Below are 15918 nucleotides of genomic sequence, written 5' to 3' on the forward strand. Positions count from 1 at the left end.
CATCGCCCGGCTTGGCCGGGCGATCCAGTACTCCGCGGCGTCTATTGCGGAAACGGCTGGCGCCGCGGAGTACTGGATGCCCCGCCCCAGTGCGCAACTGCGCACAAGGCGGGGCATGACGGAGAAACTCAATTCAATACGCGTTCTCGTTCTTGGTCAGCAGCGAGACCGGCGTCTTCAGGAGAATGACGAGGTCGAACAGCACCGACCAGTTCTCGATGTAATAGAGGTCGAACTCGACGCGCTTCTGGATCTTCTCTTCGTTGTCGATCTCGCCGCGCCAGCCGTTGATCTGGGCCCAGCCGGAGATGCCGGGCTTGACGCGGTGGCGCGCGAAATAGCCGTCGACGGCTTCGTCGAACAGCCGGCTCTGGAGCTTGCCCTGCACCGCATGCGGGCGTGGGCCGACCAGGGAGAGGTTGCCGGAGAAGACCACGTTGAAGAGCTGCGGCAGCTCGTCGAGGCTGGTCTTGCGGATGAAGCGGCCGACGCGGGTCACGCGCGGATCGTTCTTGGTCACGACCTTCGAGGCCGTCGGATCCGCCTGGTGATGGTACATCGAGCGGAATTTGTAGACGTCGATGCGCTCGTTGTTGAAGCCGAAGCGTTTCTGGCGGAACAGCACCGGGCCGGGGCTGTCGAGCTTCACCGCCAGTGCCACCAGCCCCATCACCGGCAGGGCCGCGAGCAGCGCGAGGCCGCCGACGAGGCGGTCGAACAGCCATTTCATCACGAGGTCCCAGTCGGTGATCGGCGCCTCGAACACGTCGAGCGTCGGGACTTCGCCGAGATAGGAGTAGGAGCGGGGACGGAAGCGCAGCTTGTTGGTGTGGGCGGAGAGGCGGATGTCGACCGGCAGCACCCAGAGCTTCTTCAGCATCTCCAGGATGCGCGTTTCCGCCGAGATCGGCAGCGCGAACAGCACGAGATCGACGCGGGTGCGGCGGGCGAACTCGACGATATCGTCGACCTTGCCGAGCTTGCGCGCACCGGCGCAGGTGTCCAGCGCGCGGCTGTCGCTGCGGTCGTCGAACACACCGAGCACGTGGATGTCGGAATCCTCCTGCGCCTTCAGGGCCTCAACCAGCTGCTCGCCGTTACTGTCGGAGCCGACGATGATGGTGCGGCGATCGAGCCGGCCCTCGCGCCCCCAGGCCCGCACCAGCGAGCGCAGCACCAGGCGCTCGACGATGAGCGCGACGAGCCCGAAGAAATAGAAGGCGGCAAGCCACAGCCGCGATATTTCGCTGCCGAACTTGGCGAAGAAGGAGATGCCGATGAACAGCAGGAAAACGAACGACCAGGACGAGATCATCCGCGTCATCTGCCGGAGTTGACCGCGGAACAGCTGCACCTGGTAGAGGTCGGCGGCCTGGAAGCAGACCACGGCGGCGACCGCGACGGCGAGGATCTCCGCCGGATAAACCCAGCTGAAGGAGCCGGCCAGCGGCATGACGTAGCCGACATAGACCGCAATGCCGACGAGGCTCAGCAGCGCGAAGTCGGCAAGGCGCACGATGCCGGTGATCACGATCGGCGAATAGGCGCGGGCGACCTTCTGGTTGACGACGTCGAGCGCGGCGGAAGAGAGCCGGCGGCGGCGCTCCACAAAGGGCTGATCAGCCGGCTTCCCCGCGGCACTGGTCGCGGCATCGAGCATCGAGCGTGCGTTGAGCTGTTCCACGGGCGTCCACGTCCATTCCAAAAACCCGCGGCGCAGCGTTGCACCCCGGGCGAGCATCCCCCGCACTTCGTTATCGGACAAATCGGAAGATTCTCTAAAGCGACCTTAACGATGGTTAATGATTGGCAAATGCGTCGCGATAGCCCGCGATCACGCCGTCAACCATCGCCTGCTGGGAGAAATGCGCGGAGATGCGCTCGCGCAAGGCGGATGCGCGCTGCGCTGTCGCCTGCGGATCGGCGAGTGCGGCCGCAATCGCTTCCGCCATCGCCTCGGCGTTGCTTGCCGCGAACAGGGCCGGGCTCTCCGCGCCGAAGATCTCTGGAATGCCGCCGACGCGTGCGGCGATCATGGGAATGCCGGCCGCGCCCGCCTCGATCACCACATAGGGCATGGAATCGCCGCGCGAGGGAACGACCAGCAGCCGCCCCTTGGAGAAGCCGTAGCGTGCCTTGACGTGGCCGATGAAGCGGATCGCGCCGGAGAGGCCGAGCCTCTCGACCTGCGCCTTCAGCGCTGCCGTCTCCTCGCCGTCGCCGCCGAGCGTGAGGGTGACCTTCTTGCCGCCTTCGTGCAGGCGCGCCACGGCATCGACCAGCAGATCCGCGCCCTTGATGTGCCTGAACTCGCCGACATAGCAGAGGTCGGTGGCATCCTCGGTGGTGATAACAGGCTCGAATTCCTCCGGGGTCACGCCATTGAAGACACAATGCACCACGCCCTTCGGTGTGCCGACGATGCGCTGATAGGTGTCGCGGGCAAAGGCGCTCTCGAACAGGAACAGGTCGGTCGCGCCCATCAACGACCGTTCGAGCCGCGCGTAGAATTCGCCCTTCATGGTGTTGAGTGGATAGTGCAGCGAGCCGCCATGGGGGGTGTAGATGCGGATGGTGTCGTCGGTGCGCCGCCGCATGCGGATGAAGGCGCCGGCCTTGGCGCCGTGGCCGTGCATGACGTCCGGCTTGAGCTTTGCGATCAGCCGCCGCATCCGCAGCCAGACCAGGACATCGTCGGGCGACGGCTCGCGGCGGATCGCCATGCGGTGCATGCCGAGCTTCAGCCGCGGCGCAAGCTCGGTCAGCGCCTTGTCGGCGCGCTCGCCGCCGGTGAGGCTGTCGGCGAGAATCCCGACATGATGGCCGCGATCGACCTGGCCGTTGGCGACGTCGACGATGTGGCGGAAGATGCCGCCCACGGGTGCGCGCACGGCGTGCAGGATGCGGAGCGGCCGGTCGGGAGAGGGGGGCATGATCTGAACCAGCGCTCGACGGCGAATGCCGAACAATTGTCGAAATATCGAGACGGATTAAGAGGCCTCGTGGTTAACAAACGATGACGAGCACGCGTGCGCTGGTCGCGGGATTGCCCGATTAACCCAGCGGCAACCTTAATGGAGTGTAATCGCCCCGGTTGAGGTAGCTTGGCGGCGTTGCCCTGCGGGAGTGTTCGATGCGTTTAGCGTTCTGGCGTGCCGGCAAGGACAAGGCGGTGGTCGAGCGGGCTGTTTCGAAGTCCAAAGCCGAAGCCAGGCCCGAAGCCAAGCCCAAGGTCGAAGCAAGGCCTGCGCCTGTTGTCACCAGGCAGGCGTCCGGCGAATCCGGCGACATCGATCTTCACGCGCTCGGTAACGCGCTTGCCCGCAAGCGCGGCTGGATCATCGTGCCGACGGTGCTGGCGCTGGTCGCGTCCGTCGCCGTCGTCAATCTCGTGACGCCGCGCTACAAGTCCGAGTCGCGCATCCTGATCGATGGCCGCGAGAACGTGTTCCTGCGTCCGAGCAGCGACCGCAGCAACGAGGAGCGGCAGGCACTCGACCCCGAGGCCGTCACCAGCCAGGTCCAGCTCGTGCTGTCGCGCGATCTCGCGCGCGAGATCATCAAGAAGAACAAGCTTGCGGAGCGGCCCGAATTCGATCCGGTGCTGCAAGGCATTTCGCCGCTGAAGTCGCTGGCGGCGCTGATCGGCATCGGCCGCGATCCGTTCTCGATGACGCCGGAAGAGCGCGTGCTGGACGCCTATTACGAGCGCCTCCAGGCGTATGCCGTCGACAAGTCGCGCGTGATCGTGATCGAATTCCAGTCGGCTGACCCGGATCTCGCCGTGCGCGTCGCCAATTCGATCGCCGACGGCTATCTCGTGCTCCAGCAGAATGCGCGCCAGGACCAGGCGCGCAATGCCAGCCAATGGCTCGCGGGCGAGATCGAGAACCTCCGCAAGAAGGTTTCCGATGCGGAAGCCAAGGTCGAGGACTTCCGCTCCAAGTCGTCACTCTTCGTCGGCACCAACAACACGACGCTGTCGAACCAGCAGATGGGCGAGGTCAACACCCAACTCAACAACGCGCGCTCGATGAGGGCAGATGCGGAATCCAAGGCGCGGCTGATCAAGGAGATGCTCCAGAGCGGCAAGCCGATCGAGGCGTCCGAGGTGGTGAACTCCGAGCTGATGCGGCGACTGTCCGAGCAGCGGGTCACGCTGCGGGCGCAGCTCGCTGAACAGTCGTCCACGCTGCTCGGCAATCACCCGCGCATCAAGGAGCTGAAGGCGCAGCTCGGCGACCTCGACAACCAGATCCGCGACGAAGCGGCCAAGATCTCCCGCTCGCTCGAAAGCGATGCGCGCATCGCCGGTGGCCGGGTCGACGGCCTGACCACGAGCCTCGAGCAGCTCAAGAAGCAGGCGACCTCGACCAACGGCCAGGACGTCCAGCTCCGCGCGCTCGAGCGTGAGGCCAAGGCGCAGCGCGACCTGCTGGAAACGTATCTTGGCAAGTATCGCGAGGCCAGCACCCGCGAGACCATCGACACGGCACCGGCGGAAGGCCGCATCATCTCGCGCGCCGTCGTCTCGAACACGCCGGCCTATCCGAAGAAGCTTCCGATCGTGCTGATCGCGACGATCGCGACGCTGCTGCTCTCGTCCGGCGTCGTCGTCACCGGCGAGCTGTTGCGCCAGACCGCGCCGCGCGCCGTGGCCGTCTTTGCTCCGGCGCAGGCACAGGCGCAAACGCAGGCGGCGGTTCGCCAGGAACCGTTCGTCCAGCCGGAGGTCGAGCCGGTCGTCGAACCGGTCATGGAAGAGCCCGCGCCGCTTCAGCCGGAGATGACGGCCGATACCGGTGTCACCGAGTTTGCCGAGATCGAGCATCTGGCCGACAGCCTGCGCGCCGAGGCGGCAAAGAAGATCACGGTGCTCGGCACCGCGTCGGGCGAAGCCGTCACGCTGTCGGCGCTGACGCTGGCCCGCCACCTGGCGCGCGATGCGCGGGTGGTCGTGGTCGATCTCGCCGCGTCCTCGCCGACGATTGCCGCGGTGTCCGTCGATGCCTCGGCGCCCGGCCTGGCCGAACTGATGCAGGGCGAAGCCTCGTTCGCGCAGGTGATCACCCGGGACAAGCTGTCGCGGCTGCATCTGGTGATGGCCGGCCGTCCCGGCTTCGATCGCAGCCTGCTGCAATCGCCGCGCGTGACGCTCGCGATCGACGCGCTGCTGCGGGCCTACGATCACGTGCTGCTCGACGCCGGCAGCGCCTCCGACCTTCCGGCGGAGCTGCTGACCGCCAATGCCCGCGCCGTCGTGGTGCCCGATGCGTCGATGGAGCCGGATGCGCGCACGCTGATGTGCGAGCAGCTCAAGGCCGTCGGCTTCAGCGAGGTGACGATGCTGAGCAGGCCGGTGCAGCCGTCGGATGCAATGGACACGCCGCGCGTGGTGGCGGCTTAGCTTCACTTCCCTCTCCCCTTGCGGGAGAGGGTGGCTTCGCGCAGCGAAGCCGGGTGAGGGGTATCTCTCAACGAGTCCCACTGCCTTTTTGAGTCCGCGGATAGATACCCGTCATCCGGCGCTTCGCGCCACCTTCTCCCGCAAGGGGAGAAGGGAAGGGCAGCTCGCAAGTGGTGAGAGCTATCCGAACGCCTGCCGTAGCCGTCGCGCCAGGTCGAACAGCATCTGGTTCTGCTTCACCAGCCGCTTGCCGTGGCTGACCGAGGACATTGCCATTGCCGCAAGCTTGCCGCGCGAGGTCAGCGGCACGAAGCTGTCGAAAATGTCCTCGTCGTCCTTGCAGAACATCCGCTTGTAGTCGTCCGAGCCGATGCCGAGGTCGAGCGAGCGATAGCCGCGCTCGGCGTAGCGGTCGATGATGTAGCGCATCAGGATCAGGCCCGGGCTGTAGCGGGCGTGCTCGGACATGGTGTAGGTGTTGAACATCATCGAGAAGCGCTGGCCGTCGGCGACGCCGGCGAAGATCGCGATCACCTCGTCGTCGCATTCGAGCGCGTGGATGTCGATGACACGGCCTTCGCCGCGCGGCGACAGGCAGGCGCTGCGGACGAACTGCTCGACGCCCGGCTCGGCGAAGACGTTGGGCAGTTTCTGTTCGGCCATCCGCACCGGCTTGACGCGGAAGAACCAGTCGAGCAGGCGGGTGACGTCGGCGTCGGTGGTGGCGAGGTGATAACGGTAGCCGGCGAGCGCCTGGAGCTTCTTCTCCTTGCTCTTGAGGCGGCGGCGGAACGAGTTGCTGATCCGCGACGCGGGCGGGCCGCCCGGCTCCATCACCAGCAGCGGGCAGCCGTTGATCGCACTCTGCCGCGGGAGAGCCGCGAACGGGTTCTGCTGATCGTCCCAGCGCAGCGGCTGCTGCGTCAGCGAGAGCACGTCGACATGCTCGCGCAGCGGCGCAAGCAGTGCGTCGAGATCGGCGGCGGCGGCCTGTGCCGCGAATTCGGCGTTCCACAGCCCCATGTTGAAGGTCGTATGCTTGCCGCCCATGAAGCAGGCCGTGCGCACCCCGTGGCTTTGGCGCAAGGAGAGCGGCAGCAGCAGCAGCGGCCTGCGCTCGGCGTCGCGGGCGATCACGATGAAGGGGCGCGCGCCATCGCAGCCGCCGACCAGCCGCTGCCAGGGGCTGAGCAGGTCGAAGCGCTGATAGGGCGTGAAGAGGTGGCCGCTCTCCTCGAAGGCGCGCCAGACCGGCTCGGCCTCGCCGGGATCCCGGACGATATCGACATGCGCGATACGGCTCGCTTTCGACCGCGCTGGCGCTTCTGCCGTCCGGCTTTGCATCGCCGCAGCCATGGTCATTCGCGAAACCTGTCGAGAAATCAAAAATATGCGTATTTCGGCCCGTGGCCGACCTTTGCAAAGAAATGTCAACAAAGGGTAATGACAATGGGCGAGGGGAACGGGCCGCCGGCGAGCGCGAAGGTGGGATATTGGCATCCGACGACAGATGGCTGGAACGGCTGCGCCTCGAGCTGACCTGGTTCACCGGCCAGGCTGCGCTGCGCAGTCGTGGTGCCGGCGCCATCCTGCGCTTTGTGCACGTGCGGCCGCGGCGGCGCGGCGGGTTTCAGCCGCTGCGCGAGAACGAGATCACGCCGCAATTCCTCGACCGCACCATTCGGGCGCTGAAGCGCTGGAAGTACGACATTCTCGGCATGGACGAGGTCTGCCGGCGCGCGGTGACGCTGCCGGAGAAGCGGCGCTTCGTGGCGCTCAGCTTCGACGGCGCGCCTAAGGATCTCATCACGTTCGCCTATCCGGTGCTGGCCCGCCACGCCGTGCCGTTCACGATCTATGTGCCCACCGCGTTTCCCGATGGCGTCGGGGAAGCCTGGTGGCTGGGGCTCGAGCAGGTGATCGCGCGCGAGAGCCGCATCAGCCTGATGATGGGCGAGAAGGAGCAGCGCTTCACCGTCACGGGCAATGCCGAGAAGCAGGCGCTGTTCTCGCATCTCGAAAGCTGGCTGCGCTCGCTGCCGCCGGCGGATGTGTCGGCCGCGATCGCCGATCTCTGCACGCGCTACCGGATCGATCTCGCCAGGCTCTCGCGCGAGGCGTCGATGGATTGGGAGGACCTGGCGAAGCTTGCGGCCGATCCGCTCGTCACGATCGGCAGCGCGACCGTGAACTATCCCGTTCTCGCCAACATGAAGGACACGGCGGCGCTGCGCGAGATGACGATGGGCAAGGTGGTTGCGGAAGCGGCCTTCCACCGCGACATCAGGCATCTCGCCTTTCCGTTCGGCGATCGCGCCTCGTTCCGGCGCAGCCACGTGGTGATGGCGGAGGAGGCGGGCTTTGCCAGCGCGGTGTCGACCATAGCAGGCATCGTGGATGCGGAAGGACGAACCAATCTGCGCGCGCTGCCGCGGATTTCCTGGGATGGCCGGGTGCGCTCGCTGCGCATGCTGCGCGTGCTGGTGTCGGGAATTGCCTTCGCGCCGGTGAGACCGACGGGCCGCGCGACGTAGGAGCGTTACGCCGACTTGGCGCGATCAGGGCGCTGCATCCAGCTCACGATCGGCATCGCCGGCAGCACCCAGCCCATGCCGACCACCACGTAGTAGATCGCCTGCCGCCAGCCGGATTCGGCGATCCACGGCATCTGCGCCAGCGCCATGCCGAGCAGGGCCCAGACCGTGGCCAGCACGAGGAGCAGGATGGCGCCGAGGAACTTGCGGGTGCGGATCGTCATGGCGGAATGCTGCGGCTTTCGCGTAACTTGCGCTGCGGGAGCGGGGGACTATAAGGGGCACGCAGTCCGGTTCAAGTCTCTTCGGTGTAAGGTTTGGTTTCGCCCTGAAATGACGACGAATTCCGCCCCGTCCGAGCCGTATCGCGCCGTGCGCTGGTGGCTGATTTCCGTGGCCGCGCTGATCGCGCTGATGGTGCTGGTCGGCGGCGCGACGCGGCTGACGGAATCCGGTCTCTCGATCGTCGAATGGAAGCCGGTGACGGGCAGCCTGCCGCCGCTCTCGGAGGTGCAGTGGACCGAGGCGTTCGAGGCCTACAAGAAGATCCCGCAATATCGCGAGCTCAACACGGGCATGAGCCTGTCCGAGTTCAAGGAGATCTTCTGGTGGGAGTGGAGCCACCGGCTGCTCGGCCGCTTCATCGGCGTCGCATATCTCTTGCCGTTCCTGTTCTTCCTGTGGCGCGGTGGCCTGTCCGGTGAGTTGAAGCGCAGGCTGTGGCTGCTGTTCGCGCTCGGCGGGCTGCAGGGAGCGGTCGGCTGGTGGATGGTGGCCTCGGGCCTCACGGAACGTGTCGAGGTGTCGCAATATCGGCTGGCGACGCATCTGGTGCTCGCGCTGCTGATCTTCGCCGGCATCGTCTGGACGGTACGGCGGCTGGCCGACCGGCCGAAGATCGCAGCTCCCGCGCGGCTGCGGTTCGCAAGTGCGCTGCTGCTCGTCGCGACCTTCGTGCAGATCTATTTCGGTGCGCTGGTCGCGGGCCTGCGTGCGGGTCGCGCCTACAACACCTGGCCGCAGATCGACGGTGCGCTCATTCCCTCTGCCGAGCGGCTGTGGTTCGAGACGCCGTGGTGGCGCAACATGTTCGACAATGTGCTGACGGTGCAGTTCGAGCACCGCATGACGGCCTATGCGCTGTTCGTGCTGGCGGCGCTGCACGCGTTCGATGCGGTGCGTTCACGCGCGGGTCCAGCTGCGAGCGGCGCGCTCTGGCTGTTCGCGGCGGTGAGCCTGCAGGCGGTGCTCGGCATCCTCACGCTGCTCAACCAGGTGCCGATCGGGCTCGCGCTCGCGCACCAGGCGGTTGCGATCGTGGTGCTCACGCTTGCGGTGATGCAGGCGGAACGGCTGGCCTCGCGGCAGTCTGCGCACGCACGGCCGCGCGCGGTTCCGGTCAGTCAGCCCGGCTGATCACCATCAGCCCGGCTGATCAGCAATAGCCGTAGATGCCGCACGAATAGGGCAGGCGCCAGAAATAGTCGACCTGCTTCCCGCCGTAATACGGGCCCTGATAGTCGTAGTCCCAGGGGCGGCCGTAATAGCCCGGCAGCGTGTGAGAGCCGGGCAGGAGCGGCGTGCCCGGCAGATTGCGGATGTAGCTGCCGATGCCATAGGCCGGCGAGATCAGCGCATCCGGATCGGTCTCGACATAGACCTGTGGCGCCTCCTGCGGCGGCGCGGCGGCCCGCCGCTTCGGCGTGGCCGGAAGATCGGCGGCGATCGCGCTTGAGAGCGTCAGCATCGCCGCAAGGGCAGGCACCATCCAGCGCAGCATCGTCGGCTCCGAATCAAAGGGCGATCCAAAGACGATGTATGCGGCAGATATGGTTAATGACTGTTAACTGGCAGCCGCCCAAACCGCTGCTGTCATTCCGGGTCGCGCGCGAGCGCGAACCCGGAATCTCGAGGTTCCGGGTTCGGTGCTTCGCACCGCCCCGGAACGACCGGCGGTCTACGCCCCCAGCGCCTGCTCCAGATCGGCGATCAGGTCTTCCTTGTCCTCGATGCCGATCGAGAGCCGCACCACGTCGGGGCCGGCGCCGGACTTGACCTTGGCGGCGTCGTCGAGCTGGCTGTGCGTGGTCGAGGCCGGATGGATCACCAGCGAGCGGGTGTCGCCGACATTGGCCAGATGCGAGAACAGCTGCAGCTTCGACACCAGGCTGACGCCTGCGTCGTAGCCGCCCTTCAGGCTGAAGGTGAACACGGCGCCTGCGCCCTTCGGCGCGTATTTGCGCGCAAGCTGGTTGTATTTGTCGCTGGCAAGGCCCGCATAGCTCACCGAGGCCACCGCCGGATGGCCGGCGAGGAATTCGGCGACCGCCTTGGCGTTGTCGCAGTGCTTCTGCATGCGCAGCGGCAGCGTCTCGATGCCGGTGAGGATCATGAAGGCGTTGAACGGCGACAGCGCCGGCCCGAGGTCGCGCAAGCCGAGTACGCGGCAGGCGATCGCGAAGGCGAAATTGCCGAAGGTCTCCTGGAGGCGGATACCGTGATATTCCGGCCGCGGCTCCGACAACATCGGATATTTGCCGCTCGCCGACCAGTCGAACGTGCCGGCATCGACGATGATGCCGCCGAGCGAATTGCCGTGGCCGCCCAGAAACTTCGTCAGCGAGTGCACGACGATGTCGGCGCCATGGTCGATCGGCCGGATCAGGTAGGGCGAGGCCAGCGTGTTGTCGACGATCAGCGGCACGCCCGCCTTGCGTGCGACCGTCGAGATCGCCTCGATGTCGGTGATGCTGCCGCCGGGATTGGCGATGGACTCGATGAAGATCGCCTTGGTGCGCGGGGTGATGGCGCGCTCGAAGCTGGCGATGTCATCGGAATCGGCCCACACCACGTTCCAGCCGAAGCTCTTGAACGCGTGCGTGAACTGGTTGATCGAGCCGCCATAGAGCTTTCGCGCGGCGATGAACTCGTCGCCGGGCTGGAGCAATTGCTGCAACACCACGACCTGCGCGGCGTGGCCGGAGGCAACGGCCAGCGCGGCCGTGCCGCCTTCGAGCGCAGCAACGCGTTCTTCCAGCACCGCGTTGGTGGGGTTTCCAATGCGGGTATAGATGTTGCCGAACACCTGCAATCCGAACAGCGAGGCGGCATGGTCGGCGTCGTTGAAGACGAAAGAGGTCGTTTGATAAATCGGAGTCGCGCGCGCACCGGTAGTCGGGTCGGGCTGTGCACCGGCATGCACGGCGAGGGTTGAAAATCCCGGAAGGCGATCGCTCATTGAGGGCGTCCTGTTCTTGTGGTCTGAAATCGCGCGGCATGCTGATCGGCGCCGCTGCTGGCGTCAAGGCGCGACTTCACAACGGAATGATCGTGCTGCGTATTGTCGCGTTCGCGAAATGAATGCTTCGCAGTTGCGTCAGCTCTGCTCGCTCTTGTTTTTGGCGGCACGATCGGATGCCGCGGTATCGCCACCGCCGACACTCATCCGATTGAGGGATAGCCGCATGCCTTGCGTCGGCGCCGGCGCGCGCTTGGAACTGAGCGTGCGCGAATTGACGCCCATCCAGGAGATCTCGGACGACAAGCGGCCATATTCGATTTTTGGGCAGCGGTTCATCACGACCTTGATGCCGGCCGCTTCCGCCTTCGCCGCCGCAACGTCGTCACGCGCGCCGAGCTGCATCCAGATCACCTTCGGCAGCGGGTCGAGCGTCAGGGCTTCCTCGACCACGGGCATGATGTGGCTGGAGTTGCGGAAGATGTCGATCATGTCGACGGGACGCCCGATATCGGACATCGAGGCGACGAAGGGTTTTCCGAGCAGCTCCTTGCCGACATGGCCGGGATTGACCGGAATCATGTCGTAGCCACGCTGCGCCAGATATTTGAATGCGAAATAGCTCGGCCGCACATTGACCGGCGAGGCGCCGACCATCGCGATCGACTTCACGCTGTTGAGGATGGCGCGGATGTAATTGTCGGGATAGGCGTCGTGGTTCATTGGCTCATCTTCTTGCTGTCATTGCGAGGAGCGAAGCGACGAAGCAATCCAGTCTGTTTCCGCGGAGGGATTCTGGATTGCTTCGCTTCGCTCGCAATGACGATTCTACTCATCCCGCCATGTCGGCGCGCGCTTTTCGATGAAGGCGCCGATGCCTTCCTCGGCGTCGCGCGCCATCATGTTCTCGGTCATCACCTCTGCCGCATACCGATAGGCGTCCGCAAGGCTCATCTCGGCCTGGCGATAGAACGCCTCCTTGCCGAGCTTGACCGTGTAGGCGGATTTCAGCGCGACCTGTTCGGCCAGCGCAATCGCGGCGCCGCGCTCGGTCCCCGCGGTCACGACGCGATTGACGAGCCCGATCTCGCGGGCGCGGGCGGCCGGGATCGGCTCGCCCGTGAGCAGCATCTCCATCGCCTGCTTGCGCGGCACGTTGCGCGACAGCGCCACCATTGGCGTCGAGCAGAACAGGCCGATGTCGACGCCGGGCGTAGCGAAGCTCGCAGCCTCGGAGGCGATCGCGAGGTCGCAGCTTGCCACGAGCTGGCAGCCGGCTGCGGTGGCAATGCCCTGGACGGCCGCGACCACAGGCTTGGGCAGACGCACAATCGCCTGCATCATCGCGCTACAGGCGTTCATCATCTCGGCGAAGAAGGCGCGGCCGCGATCAGGATCGGTCCGGCGCGCGGTGAGCTCCTTCATGTCGTGGCCGGCGGAGAAGGCCGGACCGTTGGCGGCGATGACGGCGGCGCGGATGCGCTTGTCCTCGGCAATTGCGTTGAAGCTCGCATGCAGCTGGCCGATCATCGCCTCCGACAGGCTGTTGCGCGCGGCGGGGCGGTTTAGCGTGAGCACGGCGACGGTGCCGACGATCTCCCGCAGCAGGATCGGCGGTTCCGGGGAGGGGGGGCGGGCGGGCTGGACGGACATCGAAGCGTTTCCAGTTGGATTATTGCAATTGGATGATGCAGATAACCTAATGTAACAGCGGACCTGAAGCGAGGGTGAGGGGTGGCATGGCGTTAGCGAAAATGAGCGTGGCGGAGGTCGAGCAGTTTCTCCGTGGCGAGTTTCCCCAGGCCTTCAGTGGCGACGACATCACGATCGAGAGCGCGGACGGCCAGACCTGCCTGCTGCGCCAGCGCTACAGCGAAAGGATGCTGCGGCCGGGCGGAACCGTGTCCGGCCCGACGCTGATGGCGCTCGCCGATTTCGCGATGTACGTGGTGCTTCTGTCCGCGATCGGGCCGATCGGGCTTGCAGTCACCACCAATCTCAACATCAACTTCCTGCGCAAGGGCCAGCCCGGCCAGGACGTCCTGGCCGAGGCGCGGCTCCTCAAGCTCGGCAAGCGGCTGGCGGTTGGGGAGGTGAACCTGTTGTCGGGCACCTCGCCCGATCCGATCGCCCATGTCACCTCGACCTATTCCATTCCAAATGTTTGAGCTTTTGGCGGGTAATATAGCACCATATTTTTAAGCAATTGATATTGCTTATGTAATTTCTATCTTCGGGCATTGACCGTTGCGCGTCTCTTCTCTAGAGAACCACGCAGTCCGGTGCGGTGTTCGCGCCGATATCTCCCGTCCACGGAAACTCCGATATGAAAACCTTTTCGGCAAAGCCGGCTGAGGTGACGAAGAAATGGGTGCTGATCGACGCCAAGGGTCTGGTCGTCGGCCGTCTCGCCACCATCGTCGCCATGCGCCTGCGCGGCAAGCACCTCCCGACCTACACCCCGCACGTTGATTGCGGCGACAACGTCATCATCATCAACGCGCAGCATGCGGTCCTCACCGGTCGCAAGCGCGAGCAGAAGACCTACTACAAGCACACCGGCTATGTCGGCCACGTCAAGGAGCGCACCGCGCGCCAGATCCTCGAGGGCAAGCATCCCGAGCGCGTGCTCGAGAAGGCCGTCGAGCGCATGATCCCGCGTGGTCCGCTCGGTCGCGTGCAGATGGGCAACCTCCGTGTCTACGGCGGAGCCGATCATCCGCACGAGGCGCAGACGCCCGAGAAGCTCGACATCGCCAAGTTGAACCGCAAGAACACGAGGGCCGCATAACATGGCCGAATCCATTCAGTCGCTCGACCAGCTCTCGCAGCTCAAGACGGCAGCCGCGCCCGACGCGCCCAAGCACGAGAAGAAGGTCGACAAGTTCAACCGCGCCTACGCTACCGGCAAGCGCAAGGACGCGGTCGCCCGCGTCTGGATCAAGCCGGGTGCCGGCAAGGTCACGGTCAATTCGCGCGAGGTCGAGGTCTATTTCGCCCGTCCCGTGCTGCGCATGATGATCGAGCAGCCGTTCTCCGTGGCTCAGCGTTCCGGCCAGTACGACGTGATCTGCACCGTCGCCGGCGGCGGCCTGTCCGGCCAGGCCGGCGCCGTCCGTCACGGCATCTCCAAGGCGCTCACCTATTTCGAGCCGGAGCTGCGCACCGTGCTCAAGAAGGGCGGCTTCCTCACCCGCGACTCCCGCGTGGTCGAGCGCAAGAAGTACGGCAAGGCCAAGGCCCGCCGGTCCTTCCAGTTCTCGAAGCGTTAATCGCTTCGGTCACATTCGCCGCGAAAGCGGCTTCAATGAGATGCAAAAGGGCGCTGATTTCAGCGCCCTTTTTGTTGTTCGTTTGTATGCAAATTGACGACGTGTTTCCCGAAAACTTGCGGCCGCGTGAAAACCTGAATGGAACCCGCGGGAACTTAGCGTCGCATTTGGAAGGGCGCGCAAATCGGCTGGGCCGATCGCGTAACTGCTATGTTTTCAAGGGGGCCGACATGATGTCGCTCGATAGCATCACGCTCTATTTGGTTGCCACCATGGTTGCCGCACTGCTCGGCGCCATGATGGTGTTCTTCGGCAAGCAGGAGAACAGTCCTGCGCTGAAATGGTGGGGCACCGCCTATCTCCTCGGCGCGGCCTCGGTCGCATTGTGGACGGCGGCAGGCGACCGGCTGGGGCCGCATCTCTATCTGGCGTTAAATGCCGTCGGTTTCGTCGCCTGCGGCATGGTGTGGAATGCGGCGCGCGTCTTCCACGGCCGCAAGCCGAACTGGCCCGGTCTCGTGCTCGGCGCGCTCGCCTGGGGCGCGGCCGCGACGCTGCTCGATCCCGCGGCGTCCATGCTGCGCATGATCATCGGCGCCGGCATCGTCTCGGTCTATGCCGCGCTGACCGCAAGCGAGCTCTGGGTCGAGCGGCGCAAGAGCCTGCAACGGCGCTGGCCGGCCTTCGTGGTGCCGGTGATGCACGGCTGCGTGCTGATGCTGCCGATCCTGCTCGGCAGCTTCCTGCGCCCGCACGATGCCGGCTTCTCCTCGAGCATCTGGGTCACCGTGTTCGCGGTCGAGCTCGTGCTCTACGCCGTCGGTACCGTGTTCGTGATCTTCATGCTGGTGTCGGAGCGTACCGTCACCGCGCACCGGACCGCCGCGTCCACCGATCCCTTGACGGGCATGCTCAACCGCCGCGGCTTCTCGGAAGCCTGCGGCCGCGTGATCGACCGCGAGGCCAAGGCCGGACGTCCCGTGACCGTGATGATCTTCGACATCGACCACTTCAAGTCGATCAACGACCGCTTCGGCCATCCCGCCGGCGACGAGATGCTGAAACTGTTCTCGACCGTGGTCGTCAGCAATCTGCGCATGACCGACCTTTCCGGCCGTATCGGCGGCGAGGAATTCGCGGCGCTGCTGCCGTGTTCGCTGGAGGAGGGCGTGCTGGTCGCCGAGCGCGTGCGCGAGGCGTTCGAGACCTCCGGCGTCGTGGTCGATGAAGGCCCGGTCGACACCACCGTCAGCATCGGTGTGGCCGGCGGTCCGGCCGGCACCGAGCTCGAGGTGCTGCTGGCCTCGGCCGACACGGCGCTCTACCAGGCCAAGCGCGGCGGCCGTAACCGCGTCGAGGCGGCGGAGGAGCTGCCGCTGTCGCTGGAGAACTGGCGCCGCCAGAGCGCCGCGCGGATCGGCGCGCCGCAGGCGCGTCCGGCCACGGCTTGACGCCAAGGGCCCTGCG

Annotated in this window: 15 protein-coding genes; 7 read left to right on the forward strand and 8 right to left on the reverse strand. The window is 65.7% G+C overall.

Features of this window, described 5'->3' with window-relative positions; all coding sequences use genetic code 11:
- Window positions 1-133 precede the first annotated feature (133 nt).
- Complete coding sequence (locus BM118_RS00435) at window positions 134-1684, reverse strand: undecaprenyl-phosphate glucose phosphotransferase (RefSeq protein ID WP_177233900.1); 1551 nt, start codon at window positions 1682-1684, stop codon at window positions 134-136.
- Between the two features lie 115 nt (window positions 1685-1799).
- A complete protein-coding gene (locus BM118_RS00440; RefSeq protein WP_092184148.1) occupies window positions 1800-2933 on the reverse strand; it encodes a glycosyltransferase family 4 protein in 1134 nt (377 codons plus the stop codon).
- 200 nt (window positions 2934-3133) lie between these two features.
- On the opposite strand from BM118_RS00440, the gene BM118_RS00445 reads away from it, so the two are divergent.
- Entirely contained in the window at window positions 3134-5407 is a 2274-nt protein-coding gene (locus tag BM118_RS00445; protein ID WP_092180763.1) for a GumC family protein, read from the forward strand.
- A 180-nt stretch (window positions 5408-5587) separates the two neighbouring features.
- Here the strand turns inward: BM118_RS00445 and BM118_RS00450 are convergent, their stop codons facing one another.
- Entirely contained in the window at window positions 5588-6769 is a 1182-nt protein-coding gene (locus BM118_RS00450; protein ID WP_092180766.1) for a GNAT family N-acetyltransferase, read from the reverse strand.
- Between the two features lie 131 nt (window positions 6770-6900).
- Here BM118_RS00450 and BM118_RS00455 point away from each other — a divergent pair, with 131 nt between their 5' ends.
- Window positions 6901-7941, forward strand: a complete 1041-nt coding sequence (locus BM118_RS00455) for a polysaccharide deacetylase family protein (protein WP_092180769.1) — start codon at window positions 6901-6903, stop codon at window positions 7939-7941.
- Window positions 7942-7946: 5 nt separating this feature from the next.
- Here the strand turns inward: BM118_RS00455 and BM118_RS00460 are convergent, their stop codons facing one another.
- Window positions 7947-8165: a DUF2842 domain-containing protein gene (locus tag BM118_RS00460; RefSeq protein ID WP_092180772.1), complete on the reverse strand. Its 219-nt coding sequence runs from the start codon at window positions 8163-8165 to the stop codon at window positions 7947-7949.
- A gap of 109 nt (window positions 8166-8274) precedes the next feature.
- Between BM118_RS00460 and BM118_RS00465 the strand changes: the two genes are divergently transcribed.
- Window positions 8275-9357: a COX15/CtaA family protein gene (locus BM118_RS00465; protein WP_092180775.1), complete on the forward strand. Its 1083-nt coding sequence runs from the start codon at window positions 8275-8277 to the stop codon at window positions 9355-9357.
- Between the two features lie 19 nt (window positions 9358-9376).
- On the opposite strand, the gene BM118_RS00470 is transcribed toward BM118_RS00465, so the two are convergent.
- The 4 genes from BM118_RS00470 to BM118_RS00485 form a co-directional block, all read right to left on the reverse strand.
- Window positions 9377-9721 carry a hypothetical protein gene (locus BM118_RS00470; protein ID WP_092180778.1) on the reverse strand — a complete coding sequence of 115 codons (345 nt, stop codon included), beginning with the start codon at window positions 9719-9721 and terminating at the stop codon, window positions 9377-9379.
- A gap of 177 nt (window positions 9722-9898) precedes the next feature.
- Entirely contained in the window at window positions 9899-11179 is a 1281-nt protein-coding gene (locus BM118_RS00475; RefSeq protein ID WP_092180781.1) for an O-acetylhomoserine aminocarboxypropyltransferase, read from the reverse strand.
- 138 nt (window positions 11180-11317) lie between these two features.
- Window positions 11318-11902: a CoA-binding protein gene (locus BM118_RS00480; RefSeq protein WP_028171674.1), complete on the reverse strand. Its 585-nt coding sequence runs from the start codon at window positions 11900-11902 to the stop codon at window positions 11318-11320.
- Window positions 11903-12007: 105 nt separating this feature from the next.
- Window positions 12008-12832, reverse strand: a complete 825-nt coding sequence (locus tag BM118_RS00485) for an enoyl-CoA hydratase (RefSeq protein WP_177233901.1) — start codon at window positions 12830-12832, stop codon at window positions 12008-12010.
- 86 nt (window positions 12833-12918) lie between these two features.
- On the opposite strand from BM118_RS00485, the gene BM118_RS00490 reads away from it, so the two are divergent.
- The 4 genes from BM118_RS00490 (at window position 12919) to BM118_RS00505 (ending at window position 15902) form a co-directional block, all read left to right on the forward strand.
- Complete coding sequence (locus BM118_RS00490) at window positions 12919-13347, forward strand: PaaI family thioesterase (RefSeq protein WP_027547377.1); 429 nt, start codon at window positions 12919-12921, stop codon at window positions 13345-13347.
- A gap of 158 nt (window positions 13348-13505) precedes the next feature.
- Entirely contained in the window at window positions 13506-13970 is a 465-nt protein-coding gene (gene rplM, locus BM118_RS00495) for a 50S ribosomal protein L13 (RefSeq protein WP_015685724.1), read from the forward strand.
- Between the two features lies 1 nt (window position 13971).
- Window positions 13972-14451, forward strand: a complete 480-nt coding sequence (rpsI, locus tag BM118_RS00500; protein WP_011087725.1) for a 30S ribosomal protein S9 — start codon at window positions 13972-13974, stop codon at window positions 14449-14451.
- Between the two features lie 230 nt (window positions 14452-14681).
- Complete coding sequence (locus BM118_RS00505) at window positions 14682-15902, forward strand: GGDEF domain-containing protein (RefSeq protein WP_177233902.1); 1221 nt, start codon at window positions 14682-14684, stop codon at window positions 15900-15902.
- The last annotated feature ends 16 nt before the right edge of the window (window positions 15903-15918 follow it).

The sequence above is a fragment of the Bradyrhizobium sp. cf659 genome, from assembly GCF_900113725.1.
Lineage (GTDB): Bacteria > Pseudomonadota > Alphaproteobacteria > Rhizobiales > Xanthobacteraceae > Bradyrhizobium.

Coding starts and splice junctions, on each gene's coding strand:
- BM118_RS00450 (WP_092180766.1), bottom strand. CDS start 6,769: ATGACCATGGCTGCGGCGATGCAAAGCCGGACGGCAGAAGCGCCAGCG.
- rpsI (WP_011087725.1), top strand. CDS start 13,972: ATGGCCGAATCCATTCAGTCGCTCGACCAGCTCTCGCAGCTCAAGACG.
- rplM (WP_015685724.1), top strand. CDS start 13,506: ATGAAAACCTTTTCGGCAAAGCCGGCTGAGGTGACGAAGAAATGGGTG.
- BM118_RS00505 (WP_177233902.1), top strand. CDS start 14,682: ATGATGTCGCTCGATAGCATCACGCTCTATTTGGTTGCCACCATGGTT.
- BM118_RS00440 (WP_092184148.1), bottom strand. CDS start 2,933: ATGCCCCCCTCTCCCGACCGGCCGCTCCGCATCCTGCACGCCGTGCGC.
- BM118_RS00480 (WP_028171674.1), bottom strand. CDS start 11,902: ATGAACCACGACGCCTATCCCGACAATTACATCCGCGCCATCCTCAAC.
- BM118_RS00490 (WP_027547377.1), top strand. CDS start 12,919: ATGGCGTTAGCGAAAATGAGCGTGGCGGAGGTCGAGCAGTTTCTCCGT.
- BM118_RS00465 (WP_092180775.1), top strand. CDS start 8,275: ATGACGACGAATTCCGCCCCGTCCGAGCCGTATCGCGCCGTGCGCTGG.
- BM118_RS00445 (WP_092180763.1), top strand. CDS start 3,134: ATGCGTTTAGCGTTCTGGCGTGCCGGCAAGGACAAGGCGGTGGTCGAG.
- BM118_RS00470 (WP_092180778.1), bottom strand. CDS start 9,721: ATGCTGCGCTGGATGGTGCCTGCCCTTGCGGCGATGCTGACGCTCTCA.
- BM118_RS00475 (WP_092180781.1), bottom strand. CDS start 11,179: ATGAGCGATCGCCTTCCGGGATTTTCAACCCTCGCCGTGCATGCCGGT.
- BM118_RS00460 (WP_092180772.1), bottom strand. CDS start 8,165: ATGACGATCCGCACCCGCAAGTTCCTCGGCGCCATCCTGCTCCTCGTG.
- BM118_RS00485 (WP_177233901.1), bottom strand. CDS start 12,832: ATGTCCGTCCAGCCCGCCCGCCCCCCCTCCCCGGAACCGCCGATCCTG.